This is a genomic window from Enterobacter cloacae complex sp. P42RS, assembly GCF_014930595.1.
Lineage (GTDB): Bacteria > Pseudomonadota > Gammaproteobacteria > Enterobacterales > Enterobacteriaceae > Enterobacter > Enterobacter bugandensis.
Genome location: NZ_JADBRK010000021.1, coordinates 29,085 through 48,671, shown reverse-complemented (window position 1 = coordinate 48,671; position 19,587 = coordinate 29,085). Strand labels below are relative to the sequence as shown.

Below are 19,587 nucleotides of genomic sequence, written 5' to 3'. Positions count from 1 at the left end.
AAAATCTCATGAACATCTCCTGAGTGCTGTATGGAGTTTGGGAATTATCTGGATCTTAATATCGCTAACCAGGGAGTTTAATTAATAAGGGATGCGTCACAATGCCCAGTGTTTCGTACTGTTCTTTACGTCAAAAATTATCCGTGTGGATAATCCTTTTACATTATTTATTTTCCATCTTTTTGCTCACTGTTCCCCCCGTCGCGCGGGCGCAAACTGAAACTCACGCAACCATTGAAAGCGAAAGCAATCAGCCCCTGCGGGATAAAATGGCCGGCATGTGGGGACGCGCCCAACAAAACGGCGCGGGTGATGCCCTGCGCGGTGCGGCAAATAGCGAGGTGAATGCCGCGTTAACCCAGGAAGTGGAAGCGTGGTTAAACAATATCGGCGGGAAAGCTCGCGTTACGGCAGATGTCGGTATTGGCGGGAGCGATAGCCGTGATTTCGGGCTGGACTATCTGTGGCCGGTTAAAATCTGGCAACACGACATTCTGTTCACTCAGATGAGCGCACACCGCTGGAACGAGCGCGATATCCTTAACGTTGGCCTGGGCTGGCGGCATACCTTTAACCCGCATCTGATGGCGGGTGGAAACCTCTTCTTCGATCAGGATGTCACGCGCCACCATAACAGAATGGGGGCAGGCGCCGAGCTGTGGAGCGATGGGATTCGTGCGTCCGCGAACTACTACCTGCCCCTGAGCGGCTGGCGTCATTCTGACGACAGCATGTTTAATGACGATCCCGACCGCTATGAACTGTATGAACGTGCCGCCCGCGGCTGGGATCTCAATCTGGTGACGGCCCTTTCACAGCACGTCGCGCTTAAATTGGGCTGGTTCCAGTGGTATGGCGATAAAGTGGACGTTAACGGCAGCCGCAGCGAGGCCAGCCACAATCCTCACGGGCTTAACCTCGGGCTTAAGTGGCAACCTGTGCCGCTGGTAGGGGTCAGCGCGGAGCAGAGCATGATTAGCGGGCAGCGGGATAACTTCTCTGTGGGGCTGAATTTCCACTGGGAGTTTGGCCGAAAACTTTCCGAGATGCTGGCAAGTGAAAATGCGGCGGCTTTGCCCTCACTCATGCAGTCCCGCACGGAGTTCGTTACCCGTAATAACAACATCGTTCTCGCCTATAAGCAGGAAGAAAAAGACAGACGTCTCTATTTCAGCCCGACGGAAAAAACCACGCAGGCTGGCGTGCCTTTGCTGCACGCGGTGAAAGGTGGGCAGGGGGGCGTCATTCGCTACACCTCCTCCAGCACGGCGATCGCGACCGTGGAGCCGGGCAGCGGTCTGGTGAACCCAACGCATCGGGGCGATGTCACCATCACAGCGACGGAAACGTCACCTGTCGATCCGGAGCACGTATTAAGTTCCGCCAGCTATCACCTGACCGTGACGCCGGGCGATTTTGCCCCTTCCGTCGAGGGCGTTGCCATTAAGGGGGACATGTCCCCGGGCCAGATCCTGGAGGGGAGTTATCTCTATAAAAGCAATGAAGGGGAGGATGAAGATCCCGAGCAAACCCGGATGCGTTGGTATGACGCAGATTCAGGCGAACTGCTCAAGGAAGGGAGTGCTACGTATGAGGTGCAAACGCGTGATATGGCCCGAAGCGTGGTCTTTGAAGTCACACCGTTCAACAAAAAAGGGATACCAGGGGAGAGCGGAACGGCAAAAATTACCGGGAGCGCAACGATAACCACCCTGCGTATCGATCATCTGCTTTCACCCGGTGAGATCCGCCGTGACGGCAGCGTGAAGTTCTTCGAAGAGAGTCACGGTGCGTTGCTGGTGTTAGCCGAGGTGAAAGACGGTCAGGGCTCCCCTCTGACCGATCAGATGGTGTACTGGCAGAGCAGGAACTCGCTTGGCTCGTTGTCGCAAAACAGCGTACGTACCGATGAGCACGGTCAGGCGCTGGTAAAAATAGAAAACATCATGGCGGATGGTGAAGATGAAATCACGGCCTCGCTGATCCCGCCAGGCGGGATCCAGACCCAGAGCACCGCCAGTGATAACAATGTTCAGCAGGAGAAGATGGCGCTGGTGGTCGATTTTGCCCACCCGCTTGCCATCCGCTTCGTGGCCTCTCCCGAGCGCGCAGAAGTTGCCACGGAAAAGACGTTCACTATTGAAGTTACCGATCAGGATGGTAAGCCTCTGACAGTTGAGAAGAACGTCACGTGGAGCAGTAACGGTGAAACCCTGAGCGGCAAAACGGATAGCGAGGGAAGGGCATCCATCGCACTTATCGCGCCGCAAAAAGCAGCAGAGAAGTGGGTGGTAAACGCCACGGTAGATACCGTGAGTAGCCCGTCAGCGCCCGTAAGCCTTGAGCCAGGGCCGGTGGCAAAAGTGGTGCTGGACGTCCCGGAAAACGTGGTCGCAGGCAGTGAGGATAAAGCCGTTAGCGCGCAGCTGTATGACCGGTTTGATAACGCGGTTATCAGCCGTAAGCAGGCCATCACCTGGCGGATAGAAGGGAGTCAGTTCCGGGAAGCGCCTACCGGAGACAGCGATGAGCACGGTATTGTCAGTGCAACCGTCGTAGTACCTGAAAAAGCGCCATCTCAGGTGAAAGTCTCCGCCGGTGATGAGCAGAAGATCGTCAATGTGACTGTCGGGAAGGTGAATCATGTTGAGCTTAAAGGTACCCCTGATACGCTGAATGCCAATGGGAGCAGCACTTCGACGCTGACCGCCATCGCGCTGGATGAGCACAACAATAGCGTACCGGACGCACCCGTAACGTGGTCGTTAATCACGCAGCAGTTTGGCGCGCTGAGCAACGCGATCGAAAAAACCGATGCAGAAGGCAAAGCGACGGCCACGTTTACGACCGCATCCGCGGGAGGCAATGCGCAAATAGAGGTCGATATTGGCGGCAAAAAACAAGCGACGCAACTGACGCTCAATGGTTACCCGATTATCCGCAGCATCACGCTGAACAAAACCGCCGGGCTGAAGGTGGGCGATACGGTAAGCGTGGAAAAGGTGGACGTGGAGCAGAACGGCGGCGGCGAGGTGACGCTGAGCTACCAGTGGCACCGTGACGGTGGCGCGATCGATGCCGCCACGTCAGACAGTTATCACCTGACGGAGCAGGATACGGGGGCGACTCTCTTTGTGGTGGTGACCGCGACCAACGATGCTAAAAATGAAGGCGATAAGGCGTCGTTGAAAACGGAGCCGGTGGTCGGGAAGGCGTCAGATGTTACGGTAACCGCCAGCGCGGACAGCGTGGATGCGAACGGGCTCAACACCATTACCTATACCGCCACGGCGAAGGATCGCTTCGGCCGTGCGGTGGTGGGCGAGGCGATTGTCTGGGACATCGACAAGCCGGAGCTGGTGAGCCGGGGAGAGGCCAGCGCCGTCACCGGTACAGAAGGCACGGGAACGATGATCGTCACCGCGAAAAATACCGGCGGAAACATCACGGTGAGCGCCACGGTCAACGGCAAGAAGGGCGAGTCCGGCGTGGCGCTGCAGGGGATTCCGACGATCAAAAGCATCACGCTGAACCAAACCGCCGGACTGAAGGTGGGTGACACGGTAAGCGTTGAGAAGGTGGACGTGGAACAGAACGGCGGCGGTGAGGTGAAGCTGAGCTACCAGTGGCACCGTGACGGTGGCGCGATCGACGGCGCCACGTCGGACAGTTATCACCTGACAGAGCAGGACACAGGGGCAACGCTGTTTGTCGCGGTAACCGCTACCAACGCGGCCAAAAATGAGGGCTATAAGGCGTCGTCAAAAACGGAGCCGGTCACCGGGAAAGCGTCAGCCGTGACGGTCACTGCCAGTGCGGCCAGCGTGGAAGCTAACGGGCTGAACACCATTACCTACACCGCCACGGTGAAGGACCGCTTTGGCCGTGCGGTAGTGGGCGAGGCGATTGTCTGGGATATCGACAAACCGGAGCTGGTGGCCCAGGGGGAGACCAGCACCATCACCGGAACCGGAGGCGTGGGGATAATGACCGTCACCACGAAAAATACCGGTGGAACCATCACGGTGAGCGCCACGGTCAATGGCAAAAAAGGCGAATCCGGCGTGGAGATTTACGGCGCGCCGTTGGTGACAGACCTGCATATCTCCGGCACGCCGAAGGTGGGGCAGACCCTGAGTGCGGAATACACCTTCTCGGCAAACGGGAGCGGTGCGGATACGTCCACCTACCAGTGGCAGTGGAAGGACGGAGAGACATGGAAGAATGCGGCAGCCGCTGGCAATACGGCAAGAACGTTCACGCTGCCGGACAGCTATGCGGGCTACAGCGTGCGGGTGGTGGTAACGCCGAAGGGCAGCAGTCACCCGTCGCTGACCGGAACGCTTCAGGAGAGCCAGGCGGTGACGGCTTACGGCACGCCAGCGGTGGAGGACGTGCGTACATCCGGCACGCCGGAGGTGGGACAGACCCTGAGGGCGGAATACACCTTCAAGGCGAACGGAACCGGTGCGGATGCTTCAACCTATATCTGGGCGAGGTATGAGAAAACCAGCTGGATGCCGATCGAGGGGGCCAACGGCCGGGAATACACCCTCCAGGCGGGAGACGCGGGTTACAGCATTAAAGTAACGATAGTACCGGAGGGCAGCAGTCAGCCGTCGCTGGTCGGGGCGGTGCAGCACAGCCCGGCATTAGATGTTTACGGTGCGCCATCGGTGACAGATCTGCACATTTCCGGCACGCCGGAGGTGGGGCAGACCCTGAGGGCGGAATATACCTTCACGGCGAACGGAAGCGGTGCCGATGCCTCAACCTATATCTGGGCGAGATATGAGAAAACCAGCTGGATGCCGATCGAGGGGGCCAACGGCCGGGAATACACCCTTCAGGCGGGAGACGCGGGTTACAGCATTAAGGCGGTGGTGACGCCGACGGGCAGCAGCCAGCCAGCACTGGCCGGAGCGGTACAGAGCAGCCCGTCGGTAGACGCTTATGGGGCGCCGTCGGTAACCAATCTTCACATCTCCGGCACGCCGAGGGTGGGGCAGACCCTGAATGCGGAATACACCTTAACGGCAAACGGGAGCGGTGCGGATGCGTCCACCTACCAGTGGCAGTGGAAGGACGGTGAGACCTGGAAGAATGCAGCCGCCGCTGGCAATACGGCACGCACGTTCACGTTGTCGGACAGCTATGCGGGCTACAGCGTGCGGGTGGTGGTGACGCCGAAGGGCAGCAGTCACCCGGCTCTGGCCGGAGTGGCGCAGGAAAGTTCAGCGGTCGAGGTATATGGTGCGCCGGCGGTGTCGGGCCTGAAGATTTCCGGCACGCCGAAGGTAGGGCAGACCCTGAGGGCGGAATACACCTTCAAGGCGAACGGAAGCGGTGCGGATGCTTCAACCTATATCTGGGCGAGATATGAGAAAACCAGCTGGATGCCGATCGAGGGGGCCAACGGCCGGGAATACACTCTTCAGGCGGGAGACGCGGGTTACAGCATTAAGGCGGTGGTGACGCCGACGGGCAGCAGCCAGCCAGCACTGGCCGGAGCGGTACAGAGCAGCCCGTCAGTAGACGCTTATGGGGCGCCGTCGGTAACCAATCTGCACATCTCCGGCACGCCGAAGGTAGGGCAGACGCTGAGGGCAGAATACACCTTCACGTCAAATGGAAGCGGTACGGATAAATCCACCTTTATCTGGGGGAGATATGAGAGAACCAGTTGGATGCCGATCGAGGGGGCCACGGGTCGGGAATACACCCTCCGGGCCGAGGATGCGGGTTACAGCATTAAAGTGACGGTAATTCCGGAGGGCAGCAGCCAGCCTCAGCTGCAGGGCGATACACAGCACAGCCCGGCGGTGGATGCCTATGGTGCGCCGTCAATAACCAATCTGCATATCTCCGGCACGCCGAAGGTGGGGCAGACCCTGAGTGCGGAATACACCTTCACGGCAAACGGGTCCGGGACGGACGCCTCCAGCTTCCAGTGGCAATGGCAGGATGGTGCAACATGGAAGAATGCTGCAGGCGGCACGGCAAGAACGTTTACGCTGCCGGACAGCTATGCGGGCTACAGCGTGCGGGTGGTGGTAACGCCGAAAGGCAGCAGCCAGCCGTCGCTGACCGGTGTGGTACAGGATAGTCCGACGATGGCAGCCTATGACGCGCCGTCGGTAACGGGCCTGAGGATCTCCGGCACGCCGAAGGTGGGGCAGACCCTGAGGGCGGAATACACCTTCACGGCAAACGGGGCCGGTACGGACGCCTCCAGCTTCCAGTGGCAATGGCAGGATGGTGCAACATGGAAGAATGCCGCAGGCGGCACGGCAAGCACGTTTACGCTGCCGGACAGCTATGCGGGTTACAACGTGCGGGTAATGGTAACGCCGAAGGGCAGCAGCCAGCCGTCGCTGACCGGTACGGTACAGAACAGCCCGGCGGTAGCGGTGTATGGTATGCCGTCTGTGACGGGGCTAAGGATCTCCGGCACGCCGGAGGTGGGGCAGACCCTGAGGGCGGAATATACCTTCACGGCAAACGGGGCCGGTACGGACGTCTCCAGCTTCCAGTGGCAGTGGAAGGATGGCCAGACGTGGAGGAATGTCGCAGGCGGCACGGCAAAAACGTTCACGCTGCCGGACAGCTATGCGGGTTATGACGTGCGGGTGGCCGTGACGCCTAAAGGTTCAGGGCAGCCGTTATCTGGCACTGAGGCCTTTAGTGGTGCTGTTACCATAAGATCTAAGCCTGCGCCTTTCGTTACAAACCTGGGTTACAGTGGCAGTACCGGAGCCTGTAACAGAATAACGGCAACCTACACCTACAACGCTAATGGCGGTGCATCTGAAGGCAACACGATATTTCAGTGGAAGTGGGGAAGCACCGTCGTTTCCAACATAAAAAGCGTTACTTTAGGCTATTGGGGGGAAGTCACGCTTTATGTGACGCCAGTTAATAAGGACGGTATCAGAGGAAAGACGGAATCAAAAACGTTTAAAAATACGGGCTTAAGTAGCTGTGATTGGTAAACACGTTAATTCATTCTGAGGTGTTTTTGTAAACAAGGGGGCATAAGCCCCCTGAACTCTACCTGTCGAATATTTTACAAAGTGCAGGGCTAAAATTCATGAATAATGTCTATCCTGAAAAGCAAGCATCAATACTCATTGGCGATGCCGCCACGCAATTATCCTTGCAGGGGATTAATATTGATCATGTTTCGCTTAGTTATTATCTTGGTAAAAAACTTGAGTATGCCCGGAGTATTAATGATTGCTTGTACGCTGAAGTCATATGTATTGCGCTATCAATGTTGAAGGAAAACGCTAAGTCATCCGGGCAGTGCTGCTGTAAATATAAGGAATGGATTGAGATATCACTTGATTAAGGGATGGACTTATTACGTTTTCAGATCTGCCTTTTACTGTCTCGGGCGATTTTCACTTCTTCAGCAAAATCCAGTGCTTCTTTGTAATCAAAGCTACGCGTTTTGGCATTATGCCTGCCCGGTAACGGTGCCGGTATTTTCACCCCGAACAGCTCACCCGTCGTCATGAGCGCATACACTAATTCAGCCTCGGTGACATCGGCCATTTTCGCCAAAACATTCGTCCTGATACAAAAACTTAACTTCACGTCTAGTCCTCCGTTTGCAAAAGATTTTCAGTCATGTTGCCTTCTGTAAAAATCGATAACGCTGTCGAGATTGGGTCGCATAAAGTTCATGGCATCAATGGTTTCGCACCAGCCCGACAGGGATTCATTTGCTTTTACATACCATGCGTGCTGCTCGCTTCGGGTGTGATGACCCGTGATCAAAACAAGCATGTCGGGTTTAATTCTTCTGATGAACTCCAGATACTTCACCAGATGCGTCTTCGTGCCAAACGTGTCAGCATCGATAATGCACAGTATTTTATCTCTGGCGATAAAATAAAATCGCGCTATTTCTTCAAGCCCTTTTTCGAATAAAAAAGAGTTTGTTCGCACGCAAACCCGAATTTTTTCATGAGTCTGTTTAATTGATGGTTCCATCTTATGTCTCGCTCATCAGGGTAAAATATATGAGATGGCTATTAAGCCTACTATTCCAGCCTGAATAGTGGCAAGGCATTATATTCATTCCTCAGAATAAAATAAGACGGAGCTGGTCTTCTGATTAATAAGAATCTACTCTGTATCTATGAGTTAAAAATAAATAAACGATGATTTTATCTGGCGGTATGTTTTACGGCCTGACGCTTTAAGATATGGTCACTGTTGCGTAAACTTGTTGTTTTTATTTTTCTCAAAGAGGACATTTTCATGACAAAGACCGTCGTAGCATTAGCCATACTTAGCGCTTTTTCAACGGCATCAGTATGTGCCAGTGATTATGCGCGTATGATTAATATTGAAAACCCTGACCATCTGAAAATCAGGGTTCAGAATGCTATTTATGAAGAGGGTTACGATAGCGATTTTATTCCTCATGTCTGGTTTGGTAACGAAGATAACGGCGTGATGAATATCATTGTCGATAATGGTGCGGTGCTGAACGAATCTATTGAAAACGGCCTTAACTGCAACTATGCCATGATTGTCAGTAAAGACAACGGCGTCAACTTACAGGCAAACGGGAAAAACTGTCGTTATAAGAAAAAGAGTTACCGTTCCATTAACTCTCCGGTGATCACCATTATTAATGATTCATCTTTAACGCTTCGGCCCTATTTTTCCGTTAACGGGAATGATTTTTTTGCTGCCGCCGGCGCGATCATCCCCAACGGGATCCGCATGTTCACCGGGGACAGTGGCGACTGGAAAAAACAGGGCGTTCGCCATGGGGATAACCTGAAAGTGAAGTTTAGCTACACGCTGGCAGAGTCGGGTTCGCAAAAAGAGGTCGTCTGCCCGTTTCTTGACACCTTAACGGAAAACCGACTTTATCGCCTTCAGGGCGGTGAGCAAAATGCGCTCTGCGTCCTTGAGAGTAATGAGATTCACATTAAAAACGATCGTATTGTTGCCGGATGGAACAAACCTCTGACCAAAGCAGAGCTGCTGCAACGGATCGAAGCCACCGCCGCAGACGATGACGTCATCATAGATATGCCAGATGACAAATACATGGCGCTCTTTACCCAGCCGGATGAATATAAAATCCCGCTGAAAGCAGGGGACGCAAAGGCGACAATCACATTAGTGGTTATCAAAGGGACCATTCCCATCGCGCAGTAAAAATCGGCAATACATTAGCGAAAAGCTAACAAGCCGTCAGGCAACATCTCAAGGAGCATGTTGCCTGACGCGCCAGAGTTTTAGGGAATAGCGGTCATCACCCATTGTGGCCGATATTTTTGCTCTCCACCTTTGATATCACACCAGGCAATAAGCGGGTCGGCAACGGTACCTGTTTTTTCATAAAGTAACATTGTACTGCTGTCAGGATTGGGTTCGGATGCTTTAACCCCTGCAGGCAGCCACCATTTGCAGGCAAACTGGGAAACATCGGGCGTGGAGCCCGGCTCTGGAATGACCTGTGCCACATTAACGCTCGCATAGCCTTTCAATGATTTCTGGGCGGCAGCCACCCGATCGTTAACGATAAAAGACGTATCGGGGATCGCGCCATCAGGAAAGAATTCTTTAATTTTCGGCCAGATCCGGGCAATCGGCATTGCCTGATTATAACCATTCACCAGCTCACCGCTGGTACTGAGCGCCAGAACGCGCTGCGTGTCGTTATCGATCAGCGGCGCACCTACGCCCGGCTTCATGGGGTTGTTTTTATTACTCATATCGTTGTTGTATGTGCTACAACGATGCCGGAATTGACCCGCTTCGCGGTCATATAGCTCAATAGCACAGTGGGTGCCATCTGACTTATTCACTGCAGCATACAAACGCGCATTATCTTTTTTAAACTGCGCCTGCGGCAGATAAAATTCGGTTTTTTGAGTGGCAATGTCGTTAGCCTTCGTCTCATCTCTTGGATCAATCCCTAAATAACCCAGTGATTTGACGAAATCTTCTTGCGCTTTATCGCCCGCAAAATCTAACGACAATAAGCGATATTTACCGTCTCTGCTGGATGACTTGCCAAAGGCTTTCACTTTGGCCGTTTTCTTTATCTGATAACTGGTGCAATCGTTCGGATTAACCTCAACCTCCTGAACAAACCAGACCTCTGTGGTTCTTACCTTTTTATCTTCTTTTAAAGGGAAACTGCTTAATACCAGCAGATCGCCATCAACCCCTTTTTCGCCGATGCGCCATCCGGTATTGTAATGCGGTTTTTCCCGGTCATAGGTATCGCGGATCACCGCGACGGGTTTTGTATAGTTATAGATAAAAGGTGACTCTTTAAAGCAGGAGTGCGGGGGCGGGTTTTTGTCACCCGGGATGATATTAAACAATGACACATCCTGAAGCTTTGCCTCGCCCCTGACCTGGAAGGCAATTTCGGCCTGTCGGGAAGAGGGAAGTGCAGAGCCATCGGCAGATAACAAGCGTACCGTTACGCTATCACCAAAGATGGATAATGCATCGAAACTGACATGGTGATCATCCGAGCCGCTCAGGATTTTCTCAGCCGCATAGCGGTAAACTTCGTTGTTATTTTTACCCGCAATTTCCACTATCGCCTCGGCGGGCAGGTTAGCATACGAGATATGAACATCAAGCAGCGCCGCATCTTCTATAACAATCGTCTCCTGCGTTTTATTTTGATTCAGATAATGATCAACTTCCTCCAGTGGAATAGCCGTTACGTGATTTTTTGCCTTAATTGCCAGCTCACCAGCAAATACAGGGCTTATGTTTTGAGACACAGCAGCCAGCGAGATGAAAAAATAAGCCAGTCTTTTTTTTTGCATATACGCACTCTCCAGTTTGTGTATTTCTGCACTTCCAGAGTGGCGATCAATAACATGCCCGCCATGGCCCCGCTGGTAAGAAAAAGACATATTTTTATGATATTGCGGCTAATACCTTAATATTCCATTAGCGACCACAAGCCGCAGGCAGCGGGGCCTGCGGATCGCTCTCTACCTGAAATTTCCAGTCGTAATACGTTTTCGCTTTGGCAAACTGTTTTGGATCGTGACGAAAGCCGACTTTTTTCCGTGGCGTACCTTTTCCGAGACTGCGCACGCCAATCCAGCGCCCCTGAGGATCGAGGATCATCCCCCAGTTTTTACTCCCGGTTAGCGGGTCGGCGTAGTGCTGGCGCAGGTGATAAAGCGGTTTTCGCCCGCGTTTATCAATAAGCAGCTGTTCGAAACGCACGGGAAAACAGCCATCACCGTTGCCGCGGTAGGCCTGTATCGCCGCGCGGATTTGATCGCCGCGAAATAAAAGCTCAGCCTCCTGTTGCGCCTGATAACGCATCTGCACCTCATCGCGGCTTTTCAGCAGCGACAACGCCAGCGTGGAGAGCGCAATCAGCAGCAGCAGATAGGTAAAACCTCCCTGTTGTTTAATCGAACGCATCGCGATGATCCTGCCCGGGTTTAGGTGGCGTCTCGACGTCAATAATTTGCCCTTCGTCATCCTTCTTCGCCTCCCAGATATCGCGGCGGTTGGTGATGGGATCCAGCGGCATCTGGCGCAGATAACCGGCCTCGATCAGATCCTCCAGGCTGTATGGCCCCGCCAGGCGATCGCGGCGGTAGTGATCGATCGCGCTGCGCAGCGCATGCAGATTATGCTCGCGCACCACCTCTTTGGCTCTGTCCGCGTGCTGGAAAAAACGTGGAGCGACCAGGGTCATCAATGTCGCGATGATCGCCATCACCACCAGCAGCTCGATGAGCGTAAAACCTTTTTCACCATTGCGCATAGGGCACTCCATTCAGACCGCTGGCCGTACTGGTACTACTGACATCAAACACGTCTTTCCCGCCGCCGCTGAAATCGCCGGGTGGCTGCGTGGATGCGCGTAACCGCCAGGTCTCTTCATCATTTTTTCCCTCGCAATCGCACATCGGATCGCGCGGTATATGGCGCAGGAAGTAGATCATCGCGCCAGTGGGCGATGTCTTATCCCGGACGCCTTCCACCAGGCTTTTTAGTGTCGGCGGATATCCCGATTCGCTGGTTTTTTTCTCAATGATGCCGTCCACGCTTGCCTGGTGATAACGGTCAATGGCATCGCGTAGCGTGCGCAGCGACTCACGTAGCTGCGTCTCCTGCTGCCGCTGATGGTAGTTACGCATCAGCGGCGCAGCGGCAGCGGCAAGCGTGGCGAGTAGCGTCAGCGTGACGATCATTTCAATCAAGGTAAAACCGCGCTGGCGCTGCATTACGATGCTCCGTTTTCCGTCTCTGACTCATCGAGGATCGGTGGCGGCAGCGTGGCCGCCCGGTCAGGGAAATGGGCCGGCGGCGCTAGCGCCGGTGCGGTAAACCCGCTCCCCGGCTCGTCGTGCTGCAGGTCGCGCAGTTGAATGCTGTCGCCCGTTAAATCGTCGCTGCCCATCTCAATGGTACTGACGTGGCTTCCCGGTAAATCGAGGTTGCGCTCAATGGTCGGCGTAATTAACAGCACCACCTCCGTGCGCTCTTTGTTGTCGGAATTGCTGCTAAACAGGCGGCCCAGCCCCGGGATGTCACTTAATAACGGCGTTCCTTTTTGGGTCGTGGTTTCATCCTGCTTGATCAGCCCTGCCAGCATCTGGGTCTCGCCGTTCATACTGCTGAGCGTGGTATTGGCTTCGCGTTTCGTGGTGCGGTAATACTTTGCTCCGTTCTCACCGGGTTCTTCGGCGCCCAGGGCACTGAGCGTGAACTTCACCTCCATTGAGATATTGTCATCCATACTGACTTCCGGGGTGACTTCCAGCTTCAGGCCGACGTCCTGATAATCCACTTTCTGTTGCGAAATCCCGTCATTGACGGTTGTGGTCAGTACCGGGATCGTTTGACCAATATCAACCAGCGCTTTTTTATTGTTTTTTACCCGGATCCGCGGGTTGGCCAGCACTCTGGCGTTGCTTAACACCTTTTTCATGTCAATGGTCATATTGTCGATATCGACCATGATATTTTTGGCGCTCAGGTCGCCCAGCGGGATCCCGCTTCCCTTTAAATCACCTTCTTTACTTTTCGCAAAACCCGCACTGATGGTTTGCGGCAGCTTCACGCCAAGCGCTTCAAGATCGTTGGTATTTACTTCCAGCACCTCAACGGCCAGCGTGACCTCCGCTTCAGGCCGGTCGAGCGTCACTAACAGGCGCTCCGCTTTTTCCACGCTCTCTTTTGGCCCGCGCAGGGTGACAGAGTTGGTTCGCTCATCAACGTGCACATCCTTCAGCTTGACCATGTTGCGCAGGGCGACATTGACATCTTTCGCTTTCGCGTAGCCCAGGAAGATGGTTTTGACGACCACGTCGCGATAGATCTTCTCTTTTTGCGCGGTGGCGGGGTAGATCAGCAACGTATTGCTGTTCAGCACCTTCTTCCGCAGGTTATTCGACAACAGCAGCACGTTGATAGCATCTTCCGCAGTGGTGCGTTTGGCTATCAGGCTGCCGGTAGTGCTGGAGGAAATATCTTTGTCAAAAATGATATTGACCCCGGTCATCTGGCTGATGGTGTTAAAGATGGCCATCAGGCTGTGCTCGCGAAAATTAAGCGCTATCGTTTTTTGCAGTTCCCGGTTCAGACGCTGCTCCGGCTGGTTGATCCGCGACACCTCACGCATCAGGTGATCGCGCAGCGCGCGCGCCTGGGGCCAGTTGGGATCTTCTTCCAGTACCTGCTGGATTTTGTGCAGCGCGCGTGCCGGGTCGCGGGTGCTGTTAGCCACCGCCTCCTTATACAATGCGTCCAGCGCTCTACGGGCATCGAGTTTGCGTAAGCCCTGCAGGGCGCGCAGGTTGCCGGGCTCATAGGTAAGCGCATCGCGCCACATTTGCGTCGCCAGGGTGTAGTTGTTCTGACGCACCGCGAGATCGGCATTTTTCAGGTAGTCATTGACCAGCTTTTTGCTGATGTCAGCCTGCTCGGCGCGAAGCGCAATATCCTGTGGGCTGGCGATGCGCTGTTGGTCTATCTCCTTAAGCCGCTTAACCAGCACCTGCGGCGAGGCGGTCACGGATCCCCGGACCGGAGGCGCCGCACGTTGTGCACAGCCGCTCAGTAGCGCGCATGACAACAAAAAAGTGAGAGCAATTGTTTTTTTCATGATTAATGTGTCGGTTCCGATTGCAGCTCATCCAGTTCCAGCCGCTGCTGGCTATGGGTGGGCTGCCATTCAAACAGGAGGTGGTCGTTCGCCACCGCTTTTAAAATCCAGTTGTTGACCGGCGAACTGCCGATCCAGATCCTGCCGTCCGCCCTGCAGCGCTCGCAGACCGGCCAGGTCTCTTTGCCATCCGTCAGCACAACGATCCTCTGACGGTTTTCCCACCAGGCACCGAGGAGCTGAAGCGGTAGCGGCGGTGCGGTTGGTGTCGCCTCTTCAGGCCGATCGTTTTCCGGCGGCTGTTCTGCTGCGTCTTGCGCCCTGCTATGTGGCGTTGAAAAGAGATCGATGCGCGTTGCGTGAGCCGTCTCCGGCTTTGCTGGCGCGGGGCGCGGGCGTGAGACCGGCTGCGCCTCAAGCGGCGCTTGCGATATCTCGTCATCGGCAAACTGGCTCCAGAAAACAGCACCGGCGGTCAGCACCAGCGCCAGCTGTAAATAGCGCGGCAGTTTCATGGCGACTCCTTCAACAGGCGAAGCTGCACGGTGGCGCTGAGCTGGCTTTCCGATGGCCCGGTGCGCCGCAGGCTTAGCTGCTCAATGCGTAACGGCAAAGTGCGGCTTAGCGTTTCCAGGGCGTCCATCAGCGGCAGATATTCACCGCGCAGCGGAATATCCAGCCGTAGCGCGGTTTTGCCGTCGTCGTTTTCCAGCTGATAGCGGCTGGCGTCGACCTTCATCCCTCGGCTCCTGAACTGCTCAAAAATGAGCCTGACCTGCTGATATTCTCCGAGGCTGATGCGGCTTTGCAGTTCCGGCTGCTGTTTATCCAGCGGCAGCGCGGTTTGTAGCTGCGCCTGGATCCGGGCAAGGTTCTCCTGCAAATGGATGGTGTGCGGCCGCACGCCGCCAAGCCATAACAGCAGCAGTCCTGCGGGCAGACCGGCGAGCACGAGCGGAACCGTTCCGATGCGCCCGGCAAATAACGCCGCCTGCCAGCGCAGCACGGCAGGTTTATTCTGAAGCCGCATGGTGCGCCTCCGTCGTCACCTTGACGTCGAGTACCGCGTTAATCGGCCAGGCAGGATCGCCCTGCGCCGACTGGCGATGGTTCTCAAGCACCACATGCGCCGGCAACTGCTGTAGCCGCTCGCTAAAGGCGAGCAGGGCGTCAAGATTGCCTGCATTCACCGTAAGCCGCGCATCGCCTTTACTGGCAATGACGTCAATGCTCAGGAGCGCAATATCAGGCGTCAGTACGCTGCCGATGTTGTCCAGCAGCTTGATGGCAGGCGGGACGGCCTGCAGTTGCTGAGCCTGGCGCAACCGGCGCTGCTCCGCTTCACGCAGCTTGCGCAGCACCTGCTGCCGTTGGGCGAGCTGCTGCTGTACCTGCGACGTCTCCAGCTCAAGGCGCTGGTGCTCAAACAGGCCATACATCACGGCACCGGTGAGCGGTAAACAGAGGAGTCCGGTTAACAGCAGTGTGCGTGCGGCCCACGGGGAACTACGCGTAAACAGCGGCGTCATGAGGACTCTCCTGTAGCGCGACTTCCTGGTGATGCTCACCGTCGGTATGAATGACGTAGCCAGGACAGTCCTGCATTCCGCTTAGCCGGGCGATAACCCGCAGCTGGGCGTCCATCTCCTGCTGTGGCAGGGTGAGAGTCCAGACGTCGCGCCAGCTGTGGTGCTGACGGCTGGCAATCCGGCTATGGTGGGGGCTCATCGCCACAAACAGGCCGTTTTCCGGCAGTGCGGCGGCGAAGTGGCTAAACAGCTTTTGAAACGGCGTGACAACACCGCGAAAACGCAGCCGCTCCCGACGCGCCAGCGCGACAAGCAGGTGCCAGCAAGGTTGTTTCAGGCACGCGGCCAGCGCTGACTGCTGCCAGTTAAGGGTCTCGAAGCGCACCTGCCAGTCGACGGGCGGACTCGCGCGAAGAACCGCCTGCTGTCGGGCGAGCTGGAGCAGTTCCTGCGGTGTGGTCACGCCGTCATGCCAGGGCTGAATTAAAAACGTCAGATCGTCGGTATCGAGGTGAAACTCCACCGCGTCACGCCACGGTAAGACGGAAGGGCGCAGGCGCAGCAGCGTTTCGAGCGCGGCTTCAAGAGACTCATCTGGCCGGCGTTCATGGGTGGCGAGAACCACGTTGTTGCGGCGCAACCGCACGGCATGAGGCCAGATATCGCACTGCCAGGTGTTAGTGAGTGATAACACGGTTCACCTCCTCCCAGGTGGTTTTGCCTTCGACCACGGCGCGCAGCGCGATGGTCGAGAGCGGAACAAAACCGTCATTCAGCGCCACTTCCTTTAGCTTGCGCCGGGGCGATCGCGCCAGCATTGCCTCTTTCATCGCATCGCTGAAATGCAGCACTTCCGCCAGCGCCAGCCTGCCGCGAAAACCGCTGTCGCGGCAGGTATCGCAGCCTCGCCCTCGACGCCAGCGGGGCGTGAGCTGCTGCAGCGGTCCGGATTGCCACGCCGCGAGAAGGTCATCTGTGGGCGTGGTGTCATCAATACAGTCCGGGCAAATCTGGCGCACCAGCCGTTGCGCCACGACGCCGTTAAGGGCGGTGATCAGGCTGGCGGGCTCCACCTGCATATATAAAAAACGTTCCAGTACGCTAAAGACGTCATTGGCGTGAACCGAGGAGAGCACCACGTGGCCGGTGAGCGCCGCCTGCACGGCAATGCCGGCGGTTTCACCGTCGCGGATCTCACCCACCAGGATGATGTCCGGGTCGTGACGCAAAATGGCGCGCAGGCCGCGGGCGAAGGTGAGCCCTTTTTTATCGTTGACCGGAATTTGCAGCACGCTGTTGAGCTGGTACTCCACGGGATCTTCAATGGTGATAATTTTGCATTCACCGCTGTTGAGTTCGCTGAGTGCTGAATAGAGAGTGGTGGATTTCCCGCTCCCCGTTGGCCCGGTGACGAGCACCATACCGTGGGGCAGATGGGTTAACTGGCGAATCGCGCCCAGCGTGTGCTCATCAAAGCCGAGCGTCTCCAGGCGCAGGTTTTGATCGTGAGATTTATCCAGCACGCGCAGTACGGCGTCCTCGCCATAGACGCCCGGCATGATGGACACGCGAAAATCGACGGGACGCTGGAGAATCAACGCCTTAAAGCGCCCGTCCTGAGGCGTGCGTCGTTCGGAAATGTCCATGCAGCTTAATACCTTGAGACGGGAGATCACCTGTTCCGCCTGCTGAAGTCCGGCGCAGTGGCGAATGCTGTGCAGAACGCCATCGATGCGGTACTTCACCATCAACCCATCCGCGACGGCGCAAAGATGAATATCGCTGGCGCGGCTCTGCAGGGCATCAAACAGCGTGGCGTTAACCAGCTTAATGACGGCGTGGGGTTCACTGGCGATGGCTGCTGGGGTGATCTCCAGCCACCGGGCCTCTTTATTCTCTTCACTCTGCTGCTGCTCCAGCTGGTCGAGCGTGCGCTGCTGTTTTGCCAGTTCATCAAGGCGGGCATTAAGCTGAGAGAGCGGGGCGAGCGCGGGGAGCGCATTCACGTTATAGGCCCACTGGCGCAGCGCCAGTGAAAACGGATCGCCCAGCGCAACGTGGAGCTGACCGTTCACGCGCAGCGGCAATGCCCGCTGGCTGAGCGATTCGGTCAACGGTACGGCTTCGAAATCCTCTTCGCTGTCGGCGAGCTGTGTGGGTGAGAGCGGCGTGAGCCCCAGGGAACCGGCGGCTTCTTCTAACGCGCCGGGGAAACTGTCCAGCAGTTCCGCCAGCGCCTGACAGCGCTGCTCGTCTGGCAGGTCGAAAAGGGGTTCTACAGACGGTGAGTGAGACATTATTGCAATCCTCCTGCCAGTTCAAAAATGGGCATGTACAGTAAAAACACGACGAGTCCAACGATGCCGCCAACGACCATCATCAGAATCGGTTCAAAAATTTTGCTAAAGGTTTCAATCGCGCGTTCCAGCGATTCGTCATAAAAAGCGGCGATCCGCTCGCACATGGCAGGCAGTTCGCCGCTGCGTTCGCCGACCTGCAGCAGGCGGCTGGCGACAGGGGTCGTCATCCGTTGCGCTTCCAGCATGCGGGAGAGCGACTCGCCGGCGGCGACGTCGCGGATAACCTGTTCAACCTGCTGACGATGCGTGGCGGGCAGGATCTCCCGGCTCAGCATTAACGCATCTGGCGCGGGAAGGCCGCCCTGTAACAGCAGGCCCAGCGTGCGGTAAAAACGCACCAGCACAGAAAGCTGATGCTGCTGGCGTAAGGCGGGAATGCGCAGCAACAAACCGAGCGCGCGCTGGCGCAGGCGCGGGCTACGTACCGCCATCACGATGCCTGCGACCGCTGCCGCGCAACCGGCCAGCAGCAGCGAGCCATGGGTTTGCGTCAGGCGTCCCCACCAGAGGATAAGCTGTGCGCTGGCGGACGGGTTCTTCATCCCGTCAAACACCACGGAAAAACGCGGAATAATAAAGCCGAGCAGAAAGAACAGAATTATCCCGCCGGCGGCAATGACAATCGTCGGATAGAGCAGGGTTGATTTAATCCGCTTGCGCAGAATTTCCATTCTTGATTCGTAAAACTGAAAACGCTTTAGCGCCTCGGGTAAGTGTCCGGTTTGCTCAGAAGAGGCAACGGTGTTAATCAGCAGAGGCGGAAACAGTGCTGGTAGCGCCATCATCGCCTGGGAGAGTTGCGCTCCTTCGTAGAGCTTTTTAACCAGCGTATCCAGAACCAGCGAGGTGCCACCATCGCGGCTGCTTTCGCGCAGCGCTTCGACGGCCTCGACCACGACCAGCCCGGCTTCCAGCAGAGCGATAAGCTCCTGCAAGAACAGATTCAGTGGAAAGCGTTTCTCCTTGCGGGCGGGGCGTTCCTGTACCTGCAAAACGATGCCGCCGCCGGCAATAATGCGGGCGCTGGCATCATCAGGCGACGCGGCAAGTACGGTCTGATTGACGCGTTTCCCCCCCTGGAGGATGGTGACGGTATATGGTTTCATTTTGGCGACAGTGTATGGCTCTGCCTTTTAAGGCGGGCATAATGCGGAGCCACTTTTTTTATGTATTGTTGACGAAGCGCGCGGCGCTGGGGGGTATTTGCCGTTCCGGCGTTATACGCCCCCACCGCGTCCCAGGTATAACCAAAGCGCTGGATTTGACCTGCCAGGATCCAGGCGCCGGTCATGACACTTTGGCAAGGGTCGGTTAGCAGATCTTTTTGACTAATACGAAATTTACGCAGCGCATCGAAGTGAATGCTATTGATCTGCATCAGACCGACATCCATTGAGCCATCACGATTTTTGTTGATGGCCCGGGTATTACCGTTGGATTCCACTATCGCTATCGCCTGTAATAGCTCTGGCTCAATGCCGTAACGTTCTCCCGCCAGCTGCCAGCAATCGGCCCGGCAGGAAAATACGCTGAAGATAAACAGCGAATATATGGACAGGCGCAACAT

At 55.9% G+C, this 19,587-nt stretch carries 17 protein-coding genes; 3 read left to right on the top strand and 14 right to left on the bottom strand.

All coding sequences use genetic code 11. From position 1 onward, the window contains the following. Positions 1-269: 269 nt before the first annotated feature. Together IM314_RS19300 and IM314_RS19295 are read left to right on the top strand one after the other, a co-directional pair. On the top strand, positions 270-6,992 hold the full coding sequence (locus IM314_RS19300; RefSeq protein ID WP_193358842.1) for an inverse autotransporter beta domain-containing protein: 6,723 nt from the start codon (positions 270-272) through the stop codon (positions 6,990-6,992). Between the two features lie 98 nt (positions 6,993-7,090). Continuing rightward, positions 7,091-7,351 carry a hypothetical protein gene (locus tag IM314_RS19295; RefSeq protein ID WP_041911160.1) on the top strand — a complete coding sequence of 87 codons (261 nt, stop codon included), beginning with the start codon at positions 7,091-7,093 and terminating at the stop codon, positions 7,349-7,351. 20 nt (positions 7,352-7,371) lie between these two features. Here the strand turns inward: IM314_RS19295 and IM314_RS19290 are convergent, their stop codons facing one another. Together IM314_RS19290 and IM314_RS19285 are read right to left on the bottom strand one after the other, a co-directional pair. Further along, positions 7,372-7,557, bottom strand: a complete 186-nt coding sequence (locus tag IM314_RS19290; protein ID WP_045630703.1) for a hypothetical protein — start codon at positions 7,555-7,557, stop codon at positions 7,372-7,374. Positions 7,558-7,626: 69 nt separating this feature from the next. Then, positions 7,627-7,998, bottom strand: a complete 372-nt coding sequence (locus tag IM314_RS19285) for a hypothetical protein (RefSeq protein WP_041911158.1) — start codon at positions 7,996-7,998, stop codon at positions 7,627-7,629. 270 nt (positions 7,999-8,268) lie between these two features. On the opposite strand from IM314_RS19285, the gene IM314_RS19280 reads away from it, so the two are divergent. Then, complete coding sequence (locus IM314_RS19280) at positions 8,269-9,183, top strand: hypothetical protein (protein WP_193358843.1); 915 nt, start codon at positions 8,269-8,271, stop codon at positions 9,181-9,183. An 80-nt stretch (positions 9,184-9,263) separates the two neighbouring features. Here IM314_RS19280 and IM314_RS19275 read toward each other — a convergent pair whose 3' ends face one another. From IM314_RS19275 to IM314_RS19220, 12 genes are all read right to left on the bottom strand, one after another. Then, positions 9,264-10,820 (bottom strand): hypothetical protein, encoded by a 1,557-nt coding sequence (locus tag IM314_RS19275; protein WP_193358844.1) that lies wholly within the window; start codon positions 10,818-10,820, stop codon positions 9,264-9,266. Positions 10,821-10,947: 127 nt separating this feature from the next. Then, complete coding sequence (locus IM314_RS19270; protein WP_045259774.1) at positions 10,948-11,436, bottom strand: type II secretion system protein; 489 nt, start codon at positions 11,434-11,436, stop codon at positions 10,948-10,950. Further along, positions 11,423-11,785, bottom strand: a complete 363-nt coding sequence (locus tag IM314_RS19265; protein WP_193358845.1) for a type II secretion system protein — start codon at positions 11,783-11,785, stop codon at positions 11,423-11,425. The genes IM314_RS19270 and IM314_RS19265 overlap by 14 nt, the downstream gene beginning before the upstream one ends. Continuing rightward, positions 11,772-12,248 carry a type II secretion system protein gene (locus IM314_RS19260; RefSeq protein ID WP_045630689.1) on the bottom strand — a complete coding sequence of 159 codons (477 nt, stop codon included), beginning with the start codon at positions 12,246-12,248 and terminating at the stop codon, positions 11,772-11,774. The genes IM314_RS19265 and IM314_RS19260 overlap by 14 nt, the downstream gene beginning before the upstream one ends. Next, positions 12,248-14,041, bottom strand: a complete 1,794-nt coding sequence (locus tag IM314_RS19255) for a secretin N-terminal domain-containing protein (protein WP_232927311.1) — start codon at positions 14,039-14,041, stop codon at positions 12,248-12,250. Before IM314_RS19255 ends, IM314_RS19260 begins: the two co-directional genes overlap by 1 nt. Positions 14,042-14,133: 92 nt before the next feature. Then, positions 14,134-14,646, bottom strand: a complete 513-nt coding sequence (locus tag IM314_RS19250; RefSeq protein WP_045630687.1) for a hypothetical protein — start codon at positions 14,644-14,646, stop codon at positions 14,134-14,136. Beyond that, on the bottom strand, positions 14,643-15,161 hold the full coding sequence (locus IM314_RS19245; RefSeq protein WP_045630686.1) for a hypothetical protein: 519 nt from the start codon (positions 15,159-15,161) through the stop codon (positions 14,643-14,645). The genes IM314_RS19250 and IM314_RS19245 overlap by 4 nt, the downstream gene beginning before the upstream one ends. Next, entirely contained in the window at positions 15,145-15,660 is a 516-nt protein-coding gene (locus IM314_RS19240) for a hypothetical protein (protein ID WP_045630685.1), read from the bottom strand. The genes IM314_RS19245 and IM314_RS19240 overlap by 17 nt, the downstream gene beginning before the upstream one ends. Further along, positions 15,638-16,354, bottom strand: coding sequence for a hypothetical protein (locus IM314_RS19235; RefSeq protein ID WP_126326875.1), 717 nt, complete (start codon positions 16,352-16,354; stop codon positions 15,638-15,640). Before IM314_RS19235 ends, IM314_RS19240 begins: the two co-directional genes overlap by 23 nt. Further along, positions 16,338-17,957 carry a GspE/PulE family protein gene (locus IM314_RS19230; RefSeq protein ID WP_028012059.1) on the bottom strand — a complete coding sequence of 540 codons (1,620 nt, stop codon included), beginning with the start codon at positions 17,955-17,957 and terminating at the stop codon, positions 16,338-16,340. Before IM314_RS19230 ends, IM314_RS19235 begins: the two co-directional genes overlap by 17 nt. Next, positions 17,957-19,126, bottom strand: a complete 1,170-nt coding sequence (locus IM314_RS19225; RefSeq protein ID WP_045630683.1) for a type II secretion system F family protein — start codon at positions 19,124-19,126, stop codon at positions 17,957-17,959. Before IM314_RS19225 ends, IM314_RS19230 begins: the two co-directional genes overlap by 1 nt. Then, positions 19,123-19,587, bottom strand: coding sequence for a lytic transglycosylase domain-containing protein (locus IM314_RS19220; RefSeq protein ID WP_032644836.1), 465 nt, complete (start codon positions 19,585-19,587; stop codon positions 19,123-19,125). The genes IM314_RS19225 and IM314_RS19220 overlap by 4 nt, the downstream gene beginning before the upstream one ends.

Coding starts and splice junctions, on each gene's coding strand:
- IM314_RS19300 (WP_193358842.1), top strand. CDS start 270: ATGGCCGGCATGTGGGGACGCGCCCAACAAAACGGCGCGGGTGATGCC.
- IM314_RS19295 (WP_041911160.1), top strand. CDS start 7,091: ATGAATAATGTCTATCCTGAAAAGCAAGCATCAATACTCATTGGCGAT.
- IM314_RS19290 (WP_045630703.1), bottom strand. CDS start 7,557: ATGGCCGATGTCACCGAGGCTGAATTAGTGTATGCGCTCATGACGACG.
- IM314_RS19285 (WP_041911158.1), bottom strand. CDS start 7,998: ATGGAACCATCAATTAAACAGACTCATGAAAAAATTCGGGTTTGCGTG.
- IM314_RS19280 (WP_193358843.1), top strand. CDS start 8,269: ATGACAAAGACCGTCGTAGCATTAGCCATACTTAGCGCTTTTTCAACG.
- IM314_RS19275 (WP_193358844.1), bottom strand. CDS start 10,820: ATGCAAAAAAAAAGACTGGCTTATTTTTTCATCTCGCTGGCTGCTGTG.
- IM314_RS19270 (WP_045259774.1), bottom strand. CDS start 11,436: ATGCGTTCGATTAAACAACAGGGAGGTTTTACCTATCTGCTGCTGCTG.
- IM314_RS19265 (WP_193358845.1), bottom strand. CDS start 11,785: ATGCGCAATGGTGAAAAAGGTTTTACGCTCATCGAGCTGCTGGTGGTG.
- IM314_RS19260 (WP_045630689.1), bottom strand. CDS start 12,248: ATGCAGCGCCAGCGCGGTTTTACCTTGATTGAAATGATCGTCACGCTG.
- IM314_RS19250 (WP_045630687.1), bottom strand. CDS start 14,646: ATGAAACTGCCGCGCTATTTACAGCTGGCGCTGGTGCTGACCGCCGGT.
- IM314_RS19245 (WP_045630686.1), bottom strand. CDS start 15,161: ATGCGGCTTCAGAATAAACCTGCCGTGCTGCGCTGGCAGGCGGCGTTA.
- IM314_RS19240 (WP_045630685.1), bottom strand. CDS start 15,660: ATGACGCCGCTGTTTACGCGTAGTTCCCCGTGGGCCGCACGCACACTG.
- IM314_RS19230 (WP_028012059.1), bottom strand. CDS start 17,957: ATGTCTCACTCACCGTCTGTAGAACCCCTTTTCGACCTGCCAGACGAG.
- IM314_RS19225 (WP_045630683.1), bottom strand. CDS start 19,126: ATGAAACCATATACCGTCACCATCCTCCAGGGGGGGAAACGCGTCAAT.
- IM314_RS19220 (WP_032644836.1), bottom strand. CDS start 19,587: ATGTTGCGCCTGTCCATATATTCGCTGTTTATCTTCAGCGTATTTTCC.